Source organism: Bradyrhizobium septentrionale, from assembly GCF_011516645.4.
Lineage (GTDB): Bacteria > Pseudomonadota > Alphaproteobacteria > Rhizobiales > Xanthobacteraceae > Bradyrhizobium > Bradyrhizobium septentrionale.
The window spans coordinates 8,474,758-8,493,321 of sequence record NZ_CP088285.1 but is presented as its reverse complement, the minus strand read 5'-3'; the positions used below and the strand labels follow the sequence as shown (position 1 = coordinate 8,493,321).

The 18,564-nt window shown below is 65.7% G+C and carries 22 protein-coding genes; 21 read left to right on the top strand and 1 reads right to left on the bottom strand.

Translation table 11 applies throughout. From position 1 onward, the window contains the following. The first annotated feature begins 9 nt into the window (after window positions 1–9). The 11 genes from HAP48_RS42465 (at window position 10) to HAP48_RS42415 (ending at window position 10,211) form a co-directional block, all read left to right on the top strand. A complete protein-coding gene (locus HAP48_RS42465; RefSeq protein ID WP_166205685.1) occupies window positions 10–1,338 on the top strand; it encodes a hypothetical protein in 1,329 nt (442 codons plus the stop codon). A 22-nt stretch (window positions 1,339–1,360) separates the two neighbouring features. Further along, the gene (locus tag HAP48_RS42460; RefSeq protein ID WP_166205684.1) at window positions 1,361–2,818 is read left to right on the top strand and encodes a hypothetical protein; all 1,458 of its coding nucleotides are present in this window, start codon (window positions 1,361–1,363) and stop codon (window positions 2,816–2,818) included. 18 nt (window positions 2,819–2,836) lie between these two features. Then, window positions 2,837–3,736 carry a phage fiber-tail adaptor protein gene (locus HAP48_RS42455; protein WP_166205683.1) on the top strand — a complete coding sequence of 300 codons (900 nt, stop codon included), beginning with the start codon at window positions 2,837–2,839 and terminating at the stop codon, window positions 3,734–3,736. After that, window positions 3,733–4,110 carry a hypothetical protein gene (locus HAP48_RS42450; protein ID WP_166205682.1) on the top strand — a complete coding sequence of 126 codons (378 nt, stop codon included), beginning with the start codon at window positions 3,733–3,735 and terminating at the stop codon, window positions 4,108–4,110. Before HAP48_RS42455 ends, HAP48_RS42450 begins: the two co-directional genes overlap by 4 nt. Next, window positions 4,111–4,983 carry a hypothetical protein gene (locus HAP48_RS42445; RefSeq protein WP_166205681.1) on the top strand — a complete coding sequence of 291 codons (873 nt, stop codon included), beginning with the start codon at window positions 4,111–4,113 and terminating at the stop codon, window positions 4,981–4,983. A gap of 11 nt (window positions 4,984–4,994) precedes the next feature. Further along, the gene (locus HAP48_RS42440) at window positions 4,995–5,246 is read left to right on the top strand and encodes a hypothetical protein (RefSeq protein WP_166202855.1); all 252 of its coding nucleotides are present in this window, start codon (window positions 4,995–4,997) and stop codon (window positions 5,244–5,246) included. 76 nt (window positions 5,247–5,322) lie between these two features. Then, the gene (locus HAP48_RS42435) at window positions 5,323–7,275 is read left to right on the top strand and encodes a hypothetical protein (protein WP_166205680.1); all 1,953 of its coding nucleotides are present in this window, start codon (window positions 5,323–5,325) and stop codon (window positions 7,273–7,275) included. Window positions 7,276–7,340: 65 nt separating this feature from the next. Continuing rightward, the gene (locus HAP48_RS42430; protein ID WP_166205679.1) at window positions 7,341–7,778 is read left to right on the top strand and encodes a hypothetical protein; all 438 of its coding nucleotides are present in this window, start codon (window positions 7,341–7,343) and stop codon (window positions 7,776–7,778) included. 41 nt (window positions 7,779–7,819) lie between these two features. After that, window positions 7,820–8,218 carry a hypothetical protein gene (locus HAP48_RS42425; RefSeq protein ID WP_166205678.1) on the top strand — a complete coding sequence of 133 codons (399 nt, stop codon included), beginning with the start codon at window positions 7,820–7,822 and terminating at the stop codon, window positions 8,216–8,218. 176 nt (window positions 8,219–8,394) lie between these two features. Further along, window positions 8,395–9,750, top strand: a complete 1,356-nt coding sequence (locus HAP48_RS42420; RefSeq protein WP_166205677.1) for a hypothetical protein — start codon at window positions 8,395–8,397, stop codon at window positions 9,748–9,750. Next, window positions 9,750–10,211, top strand: coding sequence for an HK97-gp10 family putative phage morphogenesis protein (locus HAP48_RS42415; RefSeq protein WP_166205676.1), 462 nt, complete (start codon window positions 9,750–9,752; stop codon window positions 10,209–10,211). The genes HAP48_RS42420 and HAP48_RS42415 overlap by 1 nt, the downstream gene beginning before the upstream one ends. Here HAP48_RS42415 and HAP48_RS42410 read toward each other — a convergent pair. Further along, on the bottom strand, window positions 10,208–10,741 hold the full coding sequence (locus HAP48_RS42410) for a GIY-YIG nuclease family protein (protein ID WP_234622345.1): 534 nt from the start codon (window positions 10,739–10,741) through the stop codon (window positions 10,208–10,210). The genes HAP48_RS42415 and HAP48_RS42410 overlap by 4 nt on opposite strands. Before the next feature lie 55 nt (window positions 10,742–10,796). On the opposite strand from HAP48_RS42410, the gene HAP48_RS42405 reads away from it, so the two are divergent. Genes HAP48_RS42405 through HAP48_RS42360 form a run of 10 tightly spaced genes read left to right on the top strand, consistent with a single transcriptional unit; the run spans window position 10,797 to window position 18,473 of the window. Further along, complete coding sequence (locus tag HAP48_RS42405) at window positions 10,797–12,785, top strand: phage tail tape measure protein (protein WP_166205674.1); 1,989 nt, start codon at window positions 10,797–10,799, stop codon at window positions 12,783–12,785. Between the two features lie 8 nt (window positions 12,786–12,793). Further along, window positions 12,794–13,282, top strand: a complete 489-nt coding sequence (locus HAP48_RS42400; RefSeq protein ID WP_166205673.1) for a hypothetical protein — start codon at window positions 12,794–12,796, stop codon at window positions 13,280–13,282. A 7-nt stretch (window positions 13,283–13,289) separates the two neighbouring features. Beyond that, a complete protein-coding gene (locus HAP48_RS42395) occupies window positions 13,290–13,604 on the top strand; it encodes a hypothetical protein (protein ID WP_166205672.1) in 315 nt (104 codons plus the stop codon). Next, window positions 13,601–13,822, top strand: a complete 222-nt coding sequence (locus HAP48_RS42390) for a hypothetical protein (RefSeq protein WP_166205671.1) — start codon at window positions 13,601–13,603, stop codon at window positions 13,820–13,822. Before HAP48_RS42395 ends, HAP48_RS42390 begins: the two co-directional genes overlap by 4 nt. 6 nt (window positions 13,823–13,828) lie before the next feature. Next, window positions 13,829–14,854 carry a contractile injection system protein, VgrG/Pvc8 family gene (locus tag HAP48_RS42385; protein WP_166205670.1) on the top strand — a complete coding sequence of 342 codons (1,026 nt, stop codon included), beginning with the start codon at window positions 13,829–13,831 and terminating at the stop codon, window positions 14,852–14,854. Further along, window positions 14,851–15,612: a hypothetical protein gene (locus HAP48_RS42380; protein ID WP_166205669.1), complete on the top strand. Its 762-nt coding sequence runs from the start codon at window positions 14,851–14,853 to the stop codon at window positions 15,610–15,612. Before HAP48_RS42385 ends, HAP48_RS42380 begins: the two co-directional genes overlap by 4 nt. Then, a complete protein-coding gene (locus tag HAP48_RS42375) occupies window positions 15,612–16,214 on the top strand; it encodes a hypothetical protein (protein ID WP_166205668.1) in 603 nt (200 codons plus the stop codon). The genes HAP48_RS42380 and HAP48_RS42375 overlap by 1 nt, the downstream gene beginning before the upstream one ends. Before the next feature lies 1 nt (window position 16,215). Beyond that, window positions 16,216–16,584 (top strand): phage tail protein, encoded by a 369-nt coding sequence (locus tag HAP48_RS42370; protein WP_166205667.1) that lies wholly within the window; start codon window positions 16,216–16,218, stop codon window positions 16,582–16,584. A gap of 7 nt (window positions 16,585–16,591) precedes the next feature. Continuing rightward, the gene (locus HAP48_RS42365; protein WP_166205666.1) at window positions 16,592–17,791 is read left to right on the top strand and encodes a baseplate J/gp47 family protein; all 1,200 of its coding nucleotides are present in this window, start codon (window positions 16,592–16,594) and stop codon (window positions 17,789–17,791) included. Between the two features lie 7 nt (window positions 17,792–17,798). Continuing rightward, complete coding sequence (locus tag HAP48_RS42360; protein WP_166205665.1) at window positions 17,799–18,473, top strand: hypothetical protein; 675 nt, start codon at window positions 17,799–17,801, stop codon at window positions 18,471–18,473. Window positions 18,474–18,564: the final 91 nt, after the last annotated feature.

Here is an 18,564-nt window from a genome sequence, read left to right as displayed (position 1 = left end):
GCTCACCCGATGGCAAGTTCCTTCCTCGACGTCTGCCGGTTCATCTCCGGCGTGGCCGGAACCGCGGACTTCACCGTCGGAAGCGCGCTTGCCGGCTACCAGACCCCGAGCACCGCTGGCGCCATCACCAGCGCGAGCTACAGCTACCGCGCCGAAAGCGCCGATCTCACCCAGTGGGAGATCGGCATCGGAACGTGGTCGGGCACGACGCTCGGCCGCCAGATTGTGCTGGCTAACTCGCTCGGTACGACGGCGAAGATCAGCTTCTCGACCACCCCGATCGTCGGCATCGGCGCACTGTCGGCAGACCTCAATACGCTGAGGGGCGACACCAACGCGCTGCGCAACGGCTGCTTCGACATCTGGCAGCGCGGCACGTCGTTCACCAACACCGGGACCGGAACCTTCCAGTATGGTCCGGACGGCTGGATGCTGGATTCGGTCGGTGCCGCCTGCACGATTGCCCAGGTTTTCGCTACTGGAAACTCGCAATGGGCCGCGCAGATCACCGGCGCGACCAGCAACACCGATGTGCAGCTCATGCAGCGCATCGAGTCGAACAAGGCCGCCAAGCTCGCCGGTCGACGCTGCACCCTGCAGGCGCTCATCACCAACAACAGCGGCGCCACGATCACGCCGACCGCCGGCGCCGCGTTCCCCAACGCCGTCGACAACTGGACGACTGCGACCAACGATCTCAACGCGGTCTCGTTTCAGAGCATCCCGAACAACGGTGTAGTCCGTGTGGCGCTCACCTTCTTGGTCTCCCCGAATGCCAAGAACGGTTATGAGGTCTGGTTCGATTTCGGCGCGCTTAACGCCAACACCAAGACCATCGCCATCACCGAGGTCGATCTCCAACCGACCCCGTCGTTTCCTGCTGGCTTGACGAGCTTCCCGCCACCGATCTTCTTTCGCGATCCGTCCGACGAGTTGATGCTCGCCTATCGCTACCTGTACCCGGTTTTGCAGGGACAGGTGGGGCTGGGAACCTCGATCGTCCTTCCTTCTCTTGGCGCAAAGACGTCATCCACAACCATCGACATCCCGGTATGGCTGCCGCTGCCGATGCGGATACCGCCGTTTGGCTTTGTCGGAACGACGCCGACGTGGCAGGCATCGAACCCGACCTCCGGCAATGTCGTGGCGTTCTTCGACAACAACGTTCCCGGGTTCCTGACCAACGCCGGCACGATCTCGGTATCGCTCTCTGGCGGGTCTGCGCGCGGCGGCCTGCTGCGGTTCTCCAGCACTGCCGCCTACAGCGGTAGCCAAGGCGACAACGGCAACCTGTTCGTATCGCCGAACGTCAACCTCCTGCTAACCGCGGAGCTATAGCCGGCGAGGAAGCGTCAGAGGCATGTCTCTACTCGGCTTTGACGCAATCGGCCGGCAGGCTCTCGGCGGGTGGTCCACCCCGCGCGCGCTGCAGGCGAAGGGCACCGCAAGGACCTTCGGGCGTGGCGCATTCACGGGCCGCACCTCGCTTCGAGCGACGTCGATCTCGGTCTCGTTCGGCAAGGCCGCGCCTTCGGGGCGCGCCTCGCTCGCGGTTGCGACTGCGGGCAGGGCATTCGGCAAGGCCAACTCTGGCGGAAGTACCCAGATGGGGGCCTTGTCGAAGGCGTCGTCGTTCGGCCGCATCACCTTCGCCGGCTCCACGCCGCTGCGAGGCGCGACCCGGGCAGTGTCATCCGGTCACGCGGCCCCGGCAGGGACCACGCAACTGCGTGGCGCGACCAAGGCGGCATCGTTCGGCGCCGGCGGCGTCGCAGGCGCCGCCAGCCTGTCAGGCAGGAGCGCGGCAAAATCGAGCGGTCGAACTGCCGCCGGTTTTGTCGCGCGCATCACGGCCAGCGGCAAGGCGGCTGCGCACGGGTTTAGCGCGCTTGGAGCGGTCGCCAATCTCGGCGCTGCGACCAAGTCGGCGTTGCTCAGCGTGGCGGCTGCTTCGTTCAGCGCGCAGCTCACGGGCAGGGGACTTTCCGTTGCCAAGGGCAGCGTCGGGTTCACCGGCAGGGCGCTTCTGTTCGCGCAGGGTGCCGCACGGTCATTCGGTCGATTGTCGTCATCCGAGGCGGTCGCGCTGTTCGCCCGGGGCATCGCCAAGGCGATGGGCCGGGGCTCCATGGTGGGCACCACTTCGCTGACCGCCTCCGGCCGCGCTGCAGCCTCCGGGCAGTCCACCATCAAGCTCAGCCTGTTCATGCAGGCGGTTGGCGTCGCGCGCTCGATCGGGCGCGCCGGCCTCACCGCTACGCTGCCGCTCTCGGTGCGCGGCGCCATCAAGGCGACCGGCAAGGCGACCTTCGGGCTCGGCATGCGGCTCGCTGCACGCGGCCAGGCCGTCGCTCACGGCATCGCCAAGCCAGTCGGCAGCGCCGCGCTGCATGCGCGCGGCCTTGCGTCGGGCGCGGGCTCAGCCGCGATCCGCGGATCTGTGTCGCTCCTTGCGAGCGGCGTCAGTCGCGCGGCCGGTGGCATCGCGTTCCGCACGCTGCACCTTCTGGCCGCCGCGAGCTTCGTCAAGTCGTTCGGGCGCGCTTTGCCCAGCCTGTTCATACCATCGACGAGGGTGGCGCACAGCCCAACGCAATCCACCTCGGCGGCCACCGCCGCCGGGCCGAGCCCCGCGATTGCGCCCACCGGGCCGGGGCCTGCTGTCGCGCCCGCTGGTCCGGGCGCTGCAGTCGCTCCTCCCGCAACAAGCGCCGTCTCCGTCGGCACAAGCAATCGCGTCGCGACGGCAGTCGCCGGCTCGCAAGTTGCCACCGTGGCTGCGCCCAGCCGCACGGTGTCCGTTCCACCCAAAACCTAAGACAGAGGACGATCCGACATGCTGGTGTGGGGCGGCGCGAAATGGCCGGTCGATCAGGAGCCGTTCGACATCGACTGGTCGGGGCAACTCGGGACCGACACGGTCGTGGGATCGGCGTGGTCGATCCTCAGCGGCGACAGCCAGCTGCAGATCGTCGGCAACACGTTCACGACCACGCGCACCCAGATCACGCTCGCTGGCGGCACGGAGGATGCCAACTACATCCTCCAGAACATCGTCACGACGGCTGCGGGCAACACGCTCTCCGAGCGCGTGGTGCTGCCGATGGGGACTGGTCCCAAGGCCGGTGACCTCGTACCGCTGTCGCGCGCGCTCGACTGGCTCGGATTGACCTCCGACCCCGACTGCGCCGTGCAGCGGATCATCTCCGGCATCTCCGGACAGGTCACCAACTACCTCGGCTACTCGCTGGCGAAGGCCGATTACACCCGGACCTTCGACGGCGAGGGGACGCGGCTGCTGTTCGTGCCGGACCTGCCGCTGAACTCCGTGTCGGCGGTCACCATCGACGGCCATGTGATCCCCGTCAGCGCCAACGGCTCGTTCAATCCGGGCTATAGCGCCAACGCCTACGCGGTGGCGGTGAAGGGCTATCGCTTCACGCGCGGCTTCCAGAACGTCACGCTGGCCTACAATTCGGGCTACGCGACGGTCCCTGACGACATCGTGCAGGCCTGCCTCAACTGGATCAAGGACCTCTATCTGCAGAAGCAGATGACCGCGATCCCGACCAACGTCACCTCGGTTCGCGCGGGCGACACTCAGTATGAGTTCGCCAATCCCGGCTTGAGCACGACGAGCAAGATGGCGCAGGACGACCCGCAAATCCCGGTCACCGTGCTGGGCACGCTCTCCAGCTACAAGCGCACCACGCCTGCGCAGGGGGTGTGGCCGTGATCTACGTCCGCAGGATCGAGATCCGCCGCATCCGCACCGTCGCCGGCGCCAACGACACCATCGGCCTGACCGGGTATTCCGGCGCCGAGGTCACGGCCGACCCGAGCAACCCGCGCGGTGAGGTCGTGCTGTTCACCAACATTCCCGCCAGCATTCAGGCGGGGACCGGCGGCCGCAAGCGCGACAGCGGCCTGCCGCAGGACATCGTCTCGAACCCGACGTGGGACATCTACGTCCCCGTGACCGCGCTCGCGAAGGGTGCGGTGCGCGATCGCGACATCATCATCGACGACGAGCAGTACCGCTACGAGGTCGGCCAGGCCTACTGGAACATCCTCGGCTACAAGCTGCCGTGCATCCGACTGGAGGCGTGAGTGGCCGATATTACCGACATCACGGCCTACTTCGCCCAGACCGCGTTCGGCGCGGTCTATCCGAGCGGCACCACGCAGCCGTCGGTCGCCGCCATGGATGTCCGCGTCTTTGAGGGCTGGCCGACGCCAGACCAGCTCGACCTCGACATGGTCGGCAAGATGCTCAACGACGCCAAGCAGGTCGTCGTCCGGCCCGGTGGCCCGGTTGCCAACGTTTCGATCTTCCCGATGCAGGGGCAGGGCTCCAACACCTATCAGATCTTCGACGAGACCTATGTGGTGAGCCGGCCGACCTACGGGCTGACGTTCACGCTCGTCGACAACGTAATCACGGTGTCGGGACAGCCGGTCGCGGCCGAATACCTCACGGTGATCGCCGATGATGCTCATGTCTATTCTGCATCTGGCAGCACGACTGCGGAGCTCCTGGCCGCGCTGGCGTCTCAGGCTCAGACTGATTATCCGCAAGTCGCGAGCACGGCGACGACGCTGACGATCCCGGGCACCCACGCCATCGTCGTCCGGCAAGGCGGCAAGGGCGTGCTCGGCAAGGTGCTGCATCGCCAGCGCCAGTCGATCATGACCACCGTCTGGGCGCCGTCGAGCGCCATCCGCGGCACGCTCGCCAAGGCAATCGACGTTGCGCTGAAGAAGGCCAACAAGATCACGATGCCCGACTCGTCGCAGGCGCTCGTGATCTACAACCGAACCACCAACATCGACGAGATGCAGACGCAGGCGATCTACCGGCGCGACCTCGTGTTCGATGTCGAATACGCCACCGTCGAGCTGTTCGACGGCTACGAGATCACCTCGACGCAGGTCTCGATCACCCACCCCGACAATCCTCTCGTCACCAACGCCATCAGCTGAAGGGCACCAACGTGAACCACGTCCTCGTCATCGTCCATGAGTTCGCCAACTACCTGAAGGGTCAGCTCGTCACGGAAGTGTCCGAGATCGAGCAGATCCTCGCCAGCCACAACCACGTCCATGTCAACAAGGTGGCTGGCACGCCGACCAACGCCGCAGCTGCTCCCGCGACCCCGGCTGCGCCTGCTCCCGCAGCCCAGACGCCCGCTTCGGTTCAGGCTCCGGCTCCGGCCGCCACTCCGTACGTGGCGCCGACGACCTGATCCCACCGCACACCCTTCCGTCCATCCCTCGATGTGAACCCGCCGCAAGGCGGGTTTTTTATTGGAGAAGCACTCGATGCCCGTTTTCCTCGACGGCCAGCAGAACCTCGCCGCGCTCAGCGTTCCGGGCGTCTATGGCGACATCATCCTTCCGACCCCGTTCATCGCGGGCACGCCGACCAACATCGAAGGTCTGGTCGGCGTTGCCTCGTGGGGCAAGACCAACGCGCTGATCCCGGTGTCCAAGCCCGCTGACGCGGCGATCTACATCGGCCCGCCGCAGGTGCGGCCCTACGACATCTCGTCCTATGTGTCGGCGGCCACGCAGGTCGGCGGCTCGATCGGCTTCTATTGCGTGCGCGTCACCGACGGCACCGACCTGGCCGCGACCGCGTCGGTCCAGTCCGGTGCGCTGACGCTGACCGGGGCGTGCACCGGGTCGCTCGGCAACCAGATCACGGCATCGCTGCAGTTCGGCACGGCCGCGCAGTCGCTGATGGCGATCGTGGCGTTCCCCGGGCTGGTGCCCGAGCAGTTCAACAACGTGGCAGGTCCGACGGCGGCGACCGGTACGGCCACCTTCTCGGGCCAACCCGCCCCGAACGACACGCTGACCATCGCGGGCTCCGCGATCACTTTCGTGGCGTCCGGCGCGACCGGGATGCAGGTCAACATCGGCACGTCGCTGCCGGTCACGCTGTCGAACCTGCTGACCTTCCTGCTGGCCTCACAGGATACCGGCCTCGTCAAGTGCACCTACGGCCTGTCGGGCTCGACGCTCTCGATCACGGCGAACCAGTTCTCTGGGACGGGCACCAACGCGGGCACCGGCGGTAACGCGCTGACGCTTGCCAAGGTCTCGACCAACATCACGGTCTCTGGCGCGACGCTCACCGGCGGCGTCGGCACGTGGCAGACCTTCTGGACCAACCTCGCCAACGTCATCAACAACGGCAACGCGGTGCGCGGCCAGAGCCAGTTCGTGGTTGCGACCGCGGGCGTCTCGACCCTGATGCCGGTGGTGGGCCAGACCTACACGTTCTCCGGCGGCACCGACGGCGCCACCGGTGTCACCGACGCCACGCTGATGGGTCAGGACGTCGTGCCGCGCAAGGGAATGTATGTGCTGCGCAACTCGAGCTGCGACTGCTTCACGCTGTGCGATCTGTCGACGCCGGCCTTCTACGCCGCGATCACGTCCTTCGGCCTCTCCGAGACCATGATGCCCATCATGGGCACCGTGAAGGGCGACAGCATCGCCAACGCGCTGGCGACCCGGATCAATTCCGGCGTCGACACGCCGTGGCTGTGGCTCCTCATGGGCGACTGGCCGTCGTTCTTCGACAGCTTCAACGGCTACACGCGGCTCATCAACCCGGCTGCGTTCGGCATCGGCATCGTCGGCAATCTCTCGCCGCAGCAGTCGCCGCTGAACAAGCCGCTGGGGGGTGTCACTTCCACGCAGCGCAGCCAGCTCGGACAGACCTACTCGGACACCGAGTTGTCGCAGATCAACCTCGGCGGCATCGACACCATCCTGCCGCCGAGCTCCTCGCCCGGCGGGTTCTACTTCTCGTTCGCCACCGGCCGTAACGCCTCGAGCAACACGGCAGCGAACGGTGTCGAATACACCCGCATGACGAACTTCCTGATCCGCGCTGCGCAGAGCAAGGCGGCAGGCAGCATCATCGGTCAGCTGCAGTCCATTCAGCCCAACGACCAGACCCGCGCGAAGGCGAAGGCGCTGTTCGACGGCTTCTCGGCGCAGCTCGCCTCGCCGCAGGTCGGTCTCGGCATCAACGGGCAGGGCATGATCGACACGCCTTGGTCGGTGGTCTGCGATCTCTCGAACAACCCGCCGGACCTTCAGGCCCGCGGTTACCTGTTCCTGTACTGGACGGTCCGCTACCTGAACGTGGTCCGCTACTTCGTGGTCAAGTTCCAGGGTGGTGGCAACGTCAGCGTCACCGTGCAGTCGACGCAGCCGACCGCGCAGCAGTTCCAGACGCAGGTCAACTCCGGCGTCTGATCCCAACCCATCACGTAACCCGGCCCGCTCCTTTGTGAGCGGGCTTTTTCTTTGGAGAACTGCCAATGCCCGTCAATGGGATGAACGTCGGCACGGACTACAGCCTTGCGTTCTACGATGGCGCCACCGGCACCATCGTGGACATGGGCGACGTGCAGGACGTCAAGATTCAGGCGCTCAAGCACGACATCAAGACGATGCCGTACAACGACTTCCCGCGCTACGGCTTCGTGCCGGATGGCTACAAGGTCGACTTCACGATCACCCGCAGCGGCCCGACGCTGGAGGACTTCATGGTGAAGTCCGAGGCGAACTTCAACGCTGGCGCCGTTCAGAAGCCCGGCTTCCTCAACGAGAGCATCACCAATCCCGATGGCTCCGTGTCGCGCTACCAGTACAGCAACTTCGTCATCTTCCTCGACAATCACGGCAACATCAGCCGCGACAAGGCGACGACGCTGACGCTGACCGGCATGGCGTCCACCAAGATCCAGATCGCCTGATCCGGATCGCGTCCTCTCTCCAAGCCCCCACAGGAATTTCGATGAACGCAATGAACCCGACCCAGAGCGAGATGATCCTGGCGCGCTACAAGCGCATCGAGCGCGAGGCCGACGAACTCGGCCGCGTGATCGGTGTGCGCAAGCTGCGCCCCTCCGAGCAGACCAAGCTCACCGGCATGACGCCGGACCTGTCAGGCTCCGGTGAGTACCTCGGCCCGGACGGCAACAAGCACCTCGTCTCGGATCGCCTGCCACTCGCGATCGCGGCCGCTGTCTGCGAGATCAACAGCGCGCCGATCCCGTTCCCCCGGACGCGCGGCGAGCTCGATGCCGTGTTCGATATGCTCGATGCCGAGGGTCTTGCCGCCGCCAGCCGCGCACTCGCCAAGCTGCAGACCGGAGAAACCCAGGTCGACTCGAAAGAGACGGCAAAAAACTAACCGAGGACGTCGTTTTTAAGCTCACCCTTTGGTGCATCAAAAACGGCGTCCCGTTCGATGTCGCGCACGCGATGGAAGAGTGGGAGCTCGTCTCCTACGCGATCACCTTTGCCCAGTACGAGAACGGCAACAAGCAGTTCGACTGGGACCGCATGACTTTCATCGGGACATAGCAAGTGCAAATCGGCAAGATCACGGTGGGCGGCCGCGACATCGGGCTCGTCATGCTCACCGAGGGTGAGCCCGAGCGCGTCACGCCGACCGCTGGCAGTGCCGACTATGTCCCGGAAGGCCGCGCCGAGGGGCGGGGCCCTTCCGACTATTCGGTCCCGGGCGGGGGCGCGAGCCCCCGCGTGAGCAACAACCACCATTATCCGGGTCACCCGGCAGGGCGCCACGATGCTGCGCCGCAGCCTGTCAGGCAGCGCTTCGGCGGCGAGGGCGACCTCGATCCGCTGGCGCCGGGCCCGACGCGCCCCACCGGGCGCATCGTTCATCGCGGCTCGCCGGAGGTCGACAAGGAGATCGTCGGCGCCGCCAAGGCGTACCACCTCGATCCGAATTTCATGCGCTCGGTCGCCTCGATCGAGAGCAACAACGATCCCGAGTCCAATCGAAACAAGGACACGAAGTACAAGGGGCTCTATCAGGTCGGCACGCGCGGCGAGAAAAACGAGTGGGAGCGCTTCGGCCAGGGCGGCGATCCTTACTCCGCGCACGACAACGCGATGGCGGCGGCCCGCATGTTCGACGCCAATCGCACGTCCTTCCGGAAGAACTTCGGTCGCGACCCGACCGACACCGAGATGTACCTGATGCATCAGCAGGGCCTCGGCTTCTACACGCAAGGCACCATGACCAATGTCGGTGGCAACCCGTACCCCGGGATGCGCGGCCCACAGACCCATGACAGCTTCGAGCAGGGCTGGGGCAGGGAGATCGAGCGCCGCAAGGAGCAGCTCTCGAACCCGATGAGCATCCCCTCGGCTGCGACCAGCTCGCCGGCCTATACGGGCCCCTCGACGGGCGGCGGCCGGTTGGTCGGAAATGTCGACAGCCGCGTCGATCCTCGCATCCCCGAGATCGTTGGCGCGGCCGCCACGCACCTTCCGCCCGGCTACAAGGTCGAGATGACATCGGGCTTTCGCGGCGCGGGGCAGGCCAACCACAATGGCCGCGCCGCGGACTTCCACATCATCGACCCCGACGGCAACACGCTGCGCAATCGCGGCGAGGACCCGGGCGGGATGTATCAGCTGCTCGCCCGTCACGCGCACGGCGAGCAGCAGGCTCGCCATCCCGAGCTCAACGGCCAGTTCGCATGGGGAGGCGCCTTCGGCACTGCGCTCGGCGGCGGCGGCGAGCGCGACCTGATGCACTTCGACATCAACGGCGAGCGCGGTCGCTACGAGCAGTACCAGCTCCGCAATATGGGGTCGGTCCCGGGCTTCACCTACGGCAAGCAGGCCTCGCCGGAGCGCTCACCGGCGCCCGAGCAACAGGCCACCAAGGACGAGGACGGGAAGCTCTGATGACCAAGACCATGTCGCTGTTCGAGGCGGCCAAGTTCTTCGGAACGGTCGGCCTCGAGATCGAGCACGAGACCCATCGCGCCCTTGAGGGCGCGGCCAAGGTCGTCGAGAAGCAGGCCAAGGACTACATCGGCACCTACGACGCCAAATGGCCGACGACCTGGCTGCCGCTCTCGGAGCGCACCAAACGGGACCGCGTCAACAAGGGCTTCGCTGCCGATAAGCCGTTGCTGCGCACCGGCGAGCTGCGCGACTCGATCCATCACACGGTCGGACACAACGAGGCGACCATCGGCACGGACAGCAAGATCGCCGTCTGGCAGGAGCTCGGCACCAGTCGCATGGTGCCGCGGCCATTCCTCGAGCCCGCGCTGAAGGAAAAGACGCCGGAGGTGCTTGAGCGCCTCGGCAAGGCCGTTCACGGCAAGTTGTCGGGCACCGCCCGGATCACCGAAGATTAGTGCTTTGGCGCGGTCGCGACGAGCAGCACCAGCAGCGCGAAGATCGCGATGCTGGTCCATAGCATCCAATGCATCCAGCGTGGCGCGGGCTTCTTGCCCGTCGCCGGGTCGGGCAGCTTCGCAAGCTGGATGATCTGCGGGACCATCGCAGGCTGAACCTGCTGCATTGGCTCGGTGAGCCGATTTGCAGCCTCCAGCACGGCGCCGATGGCGATCGAGGCGGGCACCGAGAACCACTCGCCGGTGGCGCGGTAATCCTTCAGGATTTCGTGGGCGAGTTGCTCAACGTTGAAGCCCGTTCCGGGCGTCACGCCGATATAGGCGAAGTCGAGCGGCTCATGGGAGCCGGTCTGCAGCGTCGCAATCCGCGCGATGGGGTCGGTGGAGACGCCGATCTTGTGATGGTTACCGGCGCCGCGGATCACATAGACGAAAGTACCGGTCATGTGGTTGTCGGCGGCGCCCTGCCGGGACACCGCGCGACGGAAATCGTTTTCCCCGAAGCTGATGCCGGGGCGAAGGCCCATCATTCGGGGGCCCATCAAGAAAAAACGCATCAAAAGCCTCTAAAATCAAGGTGTCGACGTGAACGCATACCAGATTGGCGTCTCCATTGTTCTCGCCAACGGCGTCTCGCCGGTCCTTGCAATCATAGGGAGTGATCTCCTCAAGCTCCATACCTCGACCGGCCAGATCAACCAGAATTTTGCCGGCTGGAGCACCGCGCTGCTGGGCGTTGGCGCGATCCTGACCGGGGCCACGATCCTCGGCGCGATGACGAAGATCGTCGAGAAGTCGGCCGACTTTCAGGACGCGATGACCAAGGTCTCGCAGCTGAACCCGAAGGTCGCCGAGCTCGTCAAGTCGGGCGAGATCCAGAGGATGTCGTTCAAGATCGGCTCCGACCTCGGCATGAAGGTCGAGGACGTCACCAAGGTCTACGGCGGCATCTACGGCGTCCTGCAGGACCCGGAAGAGGCTGAGAAGATCACGCCGATGGCGGCGCGCTACGCCCGCCTGATGCAGGCGCGGCACCCGGGCAGTCACCCGGAGGACAGCATCAACACGCTGATGCGCGCGGGCGAATTGTCCGGCCGTCTGACCGACGAGCACGGCCGCATCGACCCCAAGAAGGTGCAGGACTGGTTCGACATGGCTGCGCGGCTGGAAGCTGCGACCCACGGCCAGGTCAACCCGGAACAGCTGCTCGGTCTCGCCCAGCAGGGCGGCGGCGTCGCGCTCCGAAGCCTCAGTCAAGAGGGCTACGAGCATATGGCGATCATGGCCCAGATGATGGGCGGCCAGCGCGCCGGTACCGCGCTGCTCTCTCTTCGTAGCCAGATGACTGGCACGATGATGAAGCGCAGCGCCGAGGCGATGCAGGAGTACGGCCTTCTGAAGGAGGGCGAGTGGACCCACGCCGGCGGTCACGTCGAAATGACGGACGAGGCGGCACATCGGATGCTGAGCCTCGTCAACAAAGACCCGATGGCGTTCGTCGAAGAACTGCTCAAGCGCCTCGAGGCCAAGGGCATCCACGGTTCCGACGATCAGATGCTGGCGTTGCAGCGCATCCTCGGTCGCCAGACCACGCAGCGCATGGTCGCCGACATGCTGCTGGCGCGCGAGCAGATCAAGCGGGAAACCGCCGGCCTCGAGCAGGGCGCGACTGTCGATCAGGGTCTCGCCGGATACGACAAGAACATCCACGCCGCGCAGCAGAACATGAGCACAGCGTGGCACAACCTGATGATCGCCATCGGCGGCTCGCAGGGGGAGCGCTTCGCAACCTTCCTCAACAAGATCGCCGACGGCATCAAGTGGGTCACCGACAAGGTGAACGGCCTCGATCCCAAGACCATCGACACCATCTTCCAGGTGACGGCGGGCCTCGCGGCGGGCCTCGTGACCATCGGCGCCGTGCTGCTGGTCGCTCTCGGCACGGTGACCATCGGGGCGCTGGTCGGCAGCGCGACGCTGATCGGCGGCGCCGTCGCGGCTGTCGTCGCAGCGGCCGCGACCTTCGCGGCCTTCCACTGGGATGACATCAAGGCCGCGTTCAACGGCATCTACGGTGCGATCACGGGCTTCATCGACAAACTCGTCGCGCTCTACCACTCGATTGGTGGTTGGTTCAGCAGCGCGCCGAACCACAACCCGAGGGTCGGAGGCGGGCCGCGCGGCGACGCGAAGTCCGATGGGGCCGCTCCACCGTCACCGGCGTGGTCACCGCCGGCAGGCATGGTGCTGGGCACGGAAGTTGCGCCGGGCGGCATCACGCCGGGCGGCGTGCCTCCGACGACGCAGGCGGCCCCATCTGGGACGCCTTCCTACAATCCGCGCTCGGGTTATCACCCGAACCTCAGACCCGGTATCCAGCTGCAGAGCTGGAACCCGGGCATCGAGCGCAACAAGCCGAGCCAGATTTCGCTCTCGCTGCAGATCGACGGTCGGACGCTGGCGCAGGCCATCTCCGACGAGCTCGAGGCCTTGCTCGGTTTCCCGACCGGGGCCCCGTCGCCTGATGGCGTGGGCCGCTGGTTCGACGGCGATCACAACACCGTCACAACGTAAGGCGCTCCATGGCAACCGACGTCCTGATCCTCGGAGGCTTTGCCTTCGAGGATTTCTCCGTTCCGAACGAGATGCCCGGCGGCGGCAATCAAGCCATGGTCGTGCACAAGCTGCCGGGCGGTTCGCGCGTCATCGACACGCTCGGGCCGGACGACGCTCCGGTTGCGTTCACCGGACAGATGTTCGCCGACAATGCGTTCGATCAGGCGCTGGCGCTGGACGCCATGCGCGTTGCCGGTGAGGTCATCCCGCTGATCTGGGGAGGCCAGACCAAGCAGGTCGTGATCGAGAAGTTCACCTTCAAGGTGAAGCGCTTCCCGAACTGGGTGACCTACGACATTTCCTGCGTGGTCGCGCAGGACCCCACGCAGGGCGACCTGACCGCGGTCGACTCCTCCGTCGACAGCAACGTCTCAAGCGATCTGAGTTCGGCATCGAGCGCGGCGACCGATCCATTCGGCGGCGCAACCGTTCCGGCCGGCACACCGCCGATCTGAGGGCAATATGGCAATCTCCCCCAACATCCTCGCCGAGCTTGCCTTCCTTCAGGCGCAGGTCGACGCGGCGAACCCGCTGGCGTCCGCCAGTCGCGCCACGCTCACCGCGATCAAGCTCAACGCCGCCCAGCTCGTCTCCGACATTCAGGATGCGCTGGTCGCACCCTCGATCCTCGACACGTTCGTGGCGCCGGTCGACGGCACCTCGATCGTGCAAGGCATCCTCACCGTCTCGCAGGCTGCGATCGACCAGAACAGGCTCTCGCTGATGCGGGGCCTGACCGGGCGCGCGGCCGCCAACCTCAATCAGGTCCCATCATGAGCACCGGCTACATCGCGGCGACGATCCCGGCCAAGATCGTCCGCATCTCCGGCACGACCCTGTTCGAGGTCGCCATGCAGGAGACCGGCGACCCGCTGCAGTGGGTCGCCATCGCAGCCCTCAACGGGCTGACCGATCCGTGGATCGACGGCCAGGTCGACCTCAAAATTCCTCCGGTGCTGCCGCAAGGCGTCCAGACCGGCATCCTCGGGCTGTAATCATTCATGGCGATCACGTCTGGCGTCGGAAAGCATTCGGCATGGCTGAATGCCGGTGGCCGCTTTCTCATCGAGCGCGGGCAGGTGCAGCAGAGCGCGCAGCGCAAGAGCTCCACCTTCCACTGCACGATCCCGATCAGCGAGAAGGGCGCCTATGACGCGCTGGCCCAGATCGGAGGAGACGACGAGGTCACCATCGAGGTGATGACGCGGGGCGCGACCAGCACGCTGATTACCGGAACCATCAACGACGTCGACTTCGACTACATCGGCCGGAAGATCACCGTCACCGGTCGCGACAAGTCGGCCGGACTGCACGAAAACAAGTCGAGCGAGAAGTGGGTCAACAAATCGACCACTGATGTCGTGAGGGACTTGATCGGCCGCATCGGCATGGTCGGCAAGTTCGACGACATGCAGAACATGGCGGGCAAGATCCTCGAGCAGGACTTCGTCAAGCTCTCCGACAACGTCAGCTACGCCTATGTCATCCACAAGCTCGCCGAGCGCGACGGCGCGCGGTGGTGGGTCGACGCGCAGGGCGTGTTTCACTACGCGAAGTTCAACAGCCCGACCGGCACCTATTCGATCTACGTCGATCAGAGCTCGATGCCGGTGAGGTCAGACTGCCTGCATCTGCGCGTGACCCACAACAAGCAAGCCGGCAAGACCATCGAGGTTGACTTCAAGGCCTGGCACCCAAGGGACAAGAAGGTCCACCAGCACACCACTGTCATCCCCGGCTTCGGCGGGACCAAGCGCTACGGATACCACGCGCCGACGCTAAAGCAGGATCAGGTCGAGGCGCACGCCAAGGCGCAAGCCAACGAGAAGGCGCGCCACGAACTCAAGGTGCGGGCCACCGTGGTCGGCGACCCATCGGTCGCCGCCGGCATGGGTCTCTCGCTTCAGGGCACCCGCTACTACGACCAGACCTTCGACATCGACACCGTCGTCCATGAGTTCGGCATGTCGGGTCACACCAGCCACATCACGGCGCGCTCCGCCAAATCAGGACGATCAGCAACATGATGGGAGACGGCGACCTCGAGCGCGTCATTCTCGGCGTCGTCGAACGTTGGAGCGCGAGCCGCTACACCGAGCGGCACGGCCTCGTCACCAGCTACGACCCGAAGAAGCACCTCGCCAAAGTCACGTTCATGCCCGAAGGGCAGGAGAGTGGCTGGCTGCCGATCGAGACCGGCCACATCGGCGACGGCTACGGCATCGCCGTCGGTCTCCAGCCCGGGGACGGCAAGACCACCGGCGATCAGGTCGTCGTCCGCTATCAGGAAGGCGACTTCGAAGGCGGCAAGATCGTCCAGCGCGTGCACTCCGACGACCAGAAGCCGCCGGAGGTTCAATCCGGCGAGATGGTGATCTGGACCCGCTTCCAGAAGTCGGACGGCGGCGCCGAGAGCGCCGACGGGGCGCAGGCCGGCAAAGGCCAGATGATCTACTTCAAGAAGGACGGCTCGGCCGTCCTGACCGATGGCAACGGGGCAACCATCACGCTCGACGGCAACGGCAACATCAAGATCGCCTGCAAGGACCTCGAGGTCGATGCGAGCGCCAACGTGAAGCTGCTGCCGCAGAAGAACTTCATCGCCAAGGCGGGCGGCGACGCCGGCGTCGGCGCTGGCGGCAACATCGAAGTGCAGGCCTCCGGCTCCGTCGGTCTCGATGCCCCCGGGGGCGTCACCGCGCAGGGCGGCGGCAGCGTCAGCGACAGCTCGGTCTCCCCGCCGAGCAGCCAGCCCACCATCCCGCCCTTCACGGTGCCTGCCTGATGTCGAGCCTCAATCTCAAGTTCACGATCAACACGGCCGACTCGGTGATGCGCGTATTCACCGTGCCGGCCACGATCATCAATCGCCTGCCGTCCAATATCGACTTCGTGTCGTATGACGTGACGAAGGGCGGCGAGGTCCACTACAACGACCGCCTCGCGATCCCCGAGCGGTTCGACGATCCGACGCCTTATCTGGGGTACCTCAACCAGTGGATGGCGGCGAGCGCGGCAGCAACGCCGGCGCTGACCATGACGCAGGCCCTCGCGATCAAGCTCGCCGTGCTCGACGTGTTCTACGGCATCAACCGCCAGATGCCGTTCACAGTGTCGATCTCGAGCGGGGCCTTCGCGTTCGACCCCTCCGATCTCGCCGTGTCGCGCTATTTCGCGTCGGTCACCGGCCTATCGTCAGTCCAGCTCATCCCGATGGGTTTGACCGCTCCGATCACGCTGACGTCGTCCGATCTGCAGAACGTCGCGAGCGCGTTCAACGGGCACGACCTCAAGGTCCTGCAGATTTACGCACAGAAGAAGGCGGACCTGAACGCGCTCACCACGATGACCGCGCTCATCGCCTATGACGCAACAATTGGATGGTGACATGGCAGACGTCTCGCTGGAGTGGCACGAGGATTTCACGCTCGATGCTACGGGCGACCTGCTGGTCGTGGACGGCGACGACGAGGTCCGCCAGCGGCTGGAGCGTCGGCTGTTCACGGCCGTGAAGGGCTACGTCTGGCACCCCGACTATGGCGCGGGCCTGCCGCAGAAGATCGGCTCGACGCTCTCGGTCCCGCAAATCAAGGCGGTGTGCGCAGCACAGCTCGCGCTCGAAGCGTCCGTCGCTCCGAACCCGCCCGCACGGCTGAACGTGACCCGGTCGCTCACCGATCCGGGGCTCATCTCGATCGACATCCAATTCACGGACGCCAGGACCGGCGCCTCCGTCTCTTTCACGATCACGGCGTGAGGTCTGAATGGCTACGCTTCCTACCAAGAGCTTCAACCAGATCGTCACCGACACGGTCTCCGGCATCCAGGGTCGGGCCAGCAAGCTGCTCAACTTCTCGCAGGGCTCGACGTTCCGCGCCGTCGCCGAGGGCTTCGCGGGCACCTTCCTGTGGTTTCAGGCGCTGGCGCTGGAGGTCCTGAAGGCTTCGCGCCTGTCGACTTCGAGCAACGTCGACGTCGACACCTTCACGGCCGACTACATGCCGACGGTGGGCATCTCGAACGGCGTGCCGTCGCCGCGCCTCGGGGCGCAGGCGGCGTCCGGGCAGGTGACCTTCGCGCGCTTCACGGCCGCGCCATCGACCTGCTTTGTTCCGGTCGGCGCGACCGTACGGACCAACGACAGCGCGCAGACGCAGTTCACGGTCACCGCGGACGTGATGTTCGCGTATTTCGACCCGGTGCTCAACGGCTACACGCTGCCGGCCAATCTCGCCTCCATGATCGTGCCGGTGCAGGCCGTCGTGGCGGGGGCGTCGGGCAACGTGAAGGCGGGCAGCATCACCGTCATGACGTCGCCGATCACCGGCATCGACACGGTGATCAACGTCGCCGACTTCATCAACGGCGTCGATCAGGAGCTCGACAGCCAGCTCAAGAAGCGGTTCTCGGACTTCATCTTGGGCCTCGCGCGCGGCGACCTCTTTGGCCTCAACGCCTCGATCGAGGGCTCTGGCGTCAATGTCCAGTACGCAGTCACCGAGGGCTATAACCTCGATGGCAGCTACCACCCCGGGTACTTCTTCGTCGTCGCCGACGATGGTAGCGGCAACCCGACCAACGCCTTCCTGACCACGGTGACGCTGGCGGCGCAGGCGGTGCGGCCGCTCGGCATCATGTGCGGCGTGTTCGGCCCGCAGATCACCCTCGCCACCGTCTCGATGCAGATCGGCACCGCCGACGGTTTCGACCACAACACCGTTGCCGCCCAGGTCGCCGCCGTAGTCGGCACCAACATCAACCAGCTTGGCCTCGGAAATCCGTTGCCGTGGTCGATCATCGCATCGTGGGCCTACTCGGTGCCCGGCGTGACGTCGGTTGCCGACGTTCTGCTGAACGGTCTCTACGGCGACGGCGCCTCGCTCTCGCCGACTGCCGTCACCGACGACCTGACGCTCACCTATGTGATCGGAACGATCAAGGCCAACGAAGTGATTGTGAGCTGACCAGAAGATGGCAACCGGTGACAGTGACGACATCCTCCGGCGCGTCCGGAGGCTGCTGCCGCGCAGGTGGTGGCAGTGGGGCGCACCGCTGCGCGACACCATTCTCGGCGGCCTTTCCGATCTCGCGGCGTGGTGCTTCGACTGGACCACGTATGCGCGGAAGCAGACGCGGCTCGCGACGGCGACCGGCATCTGGCTCGACGTGCTCTGCTACGACTTCCTGCAGCGGCACCTGACGCGCGGATCAGCGTCCGACGAGGTGTTCCGCGCGCTGATCGACGCCACGATCTTCACGGAGCGCGTCACGCGCAAGGGCATGTCGGACTCGGTCGTGATCCTAACCGGGTCCAGGCCGTGGATTTTCGAGCCGTGGAACACCTTCGACACCGGCGCCTATTCCAGCTCGGCGCAGGCCTACGGCCAGATGGGATACGGCGTCGGGCAGGGCGGCTACGGCAACATGAACCTGCCGGGGCAGCTGTTCATGAAGGTGCTGCGCGGCGCCAACTCCGGCGTCCCGAACGCTGACGGCTACGGCGGATACACCGGCGGCTACGGCTTCGGCTCAGTCGAGCTCGTCGGCAATGCAACCCGGCTCATGGGCGTGACCGATCAGCAGATCGAGAAGCTCATCACCTTCACCAAGCCGACCGGCGTGACGGTCTGGCTGCAGATTCTCTGACGCCGCGCTCAGCGCGGCTTCACCCCACCACACCCCAGACATTTCCGAATGTCGCCAGCGCGAGCAGCGCGGGCGCAACCAAGGACCTTTG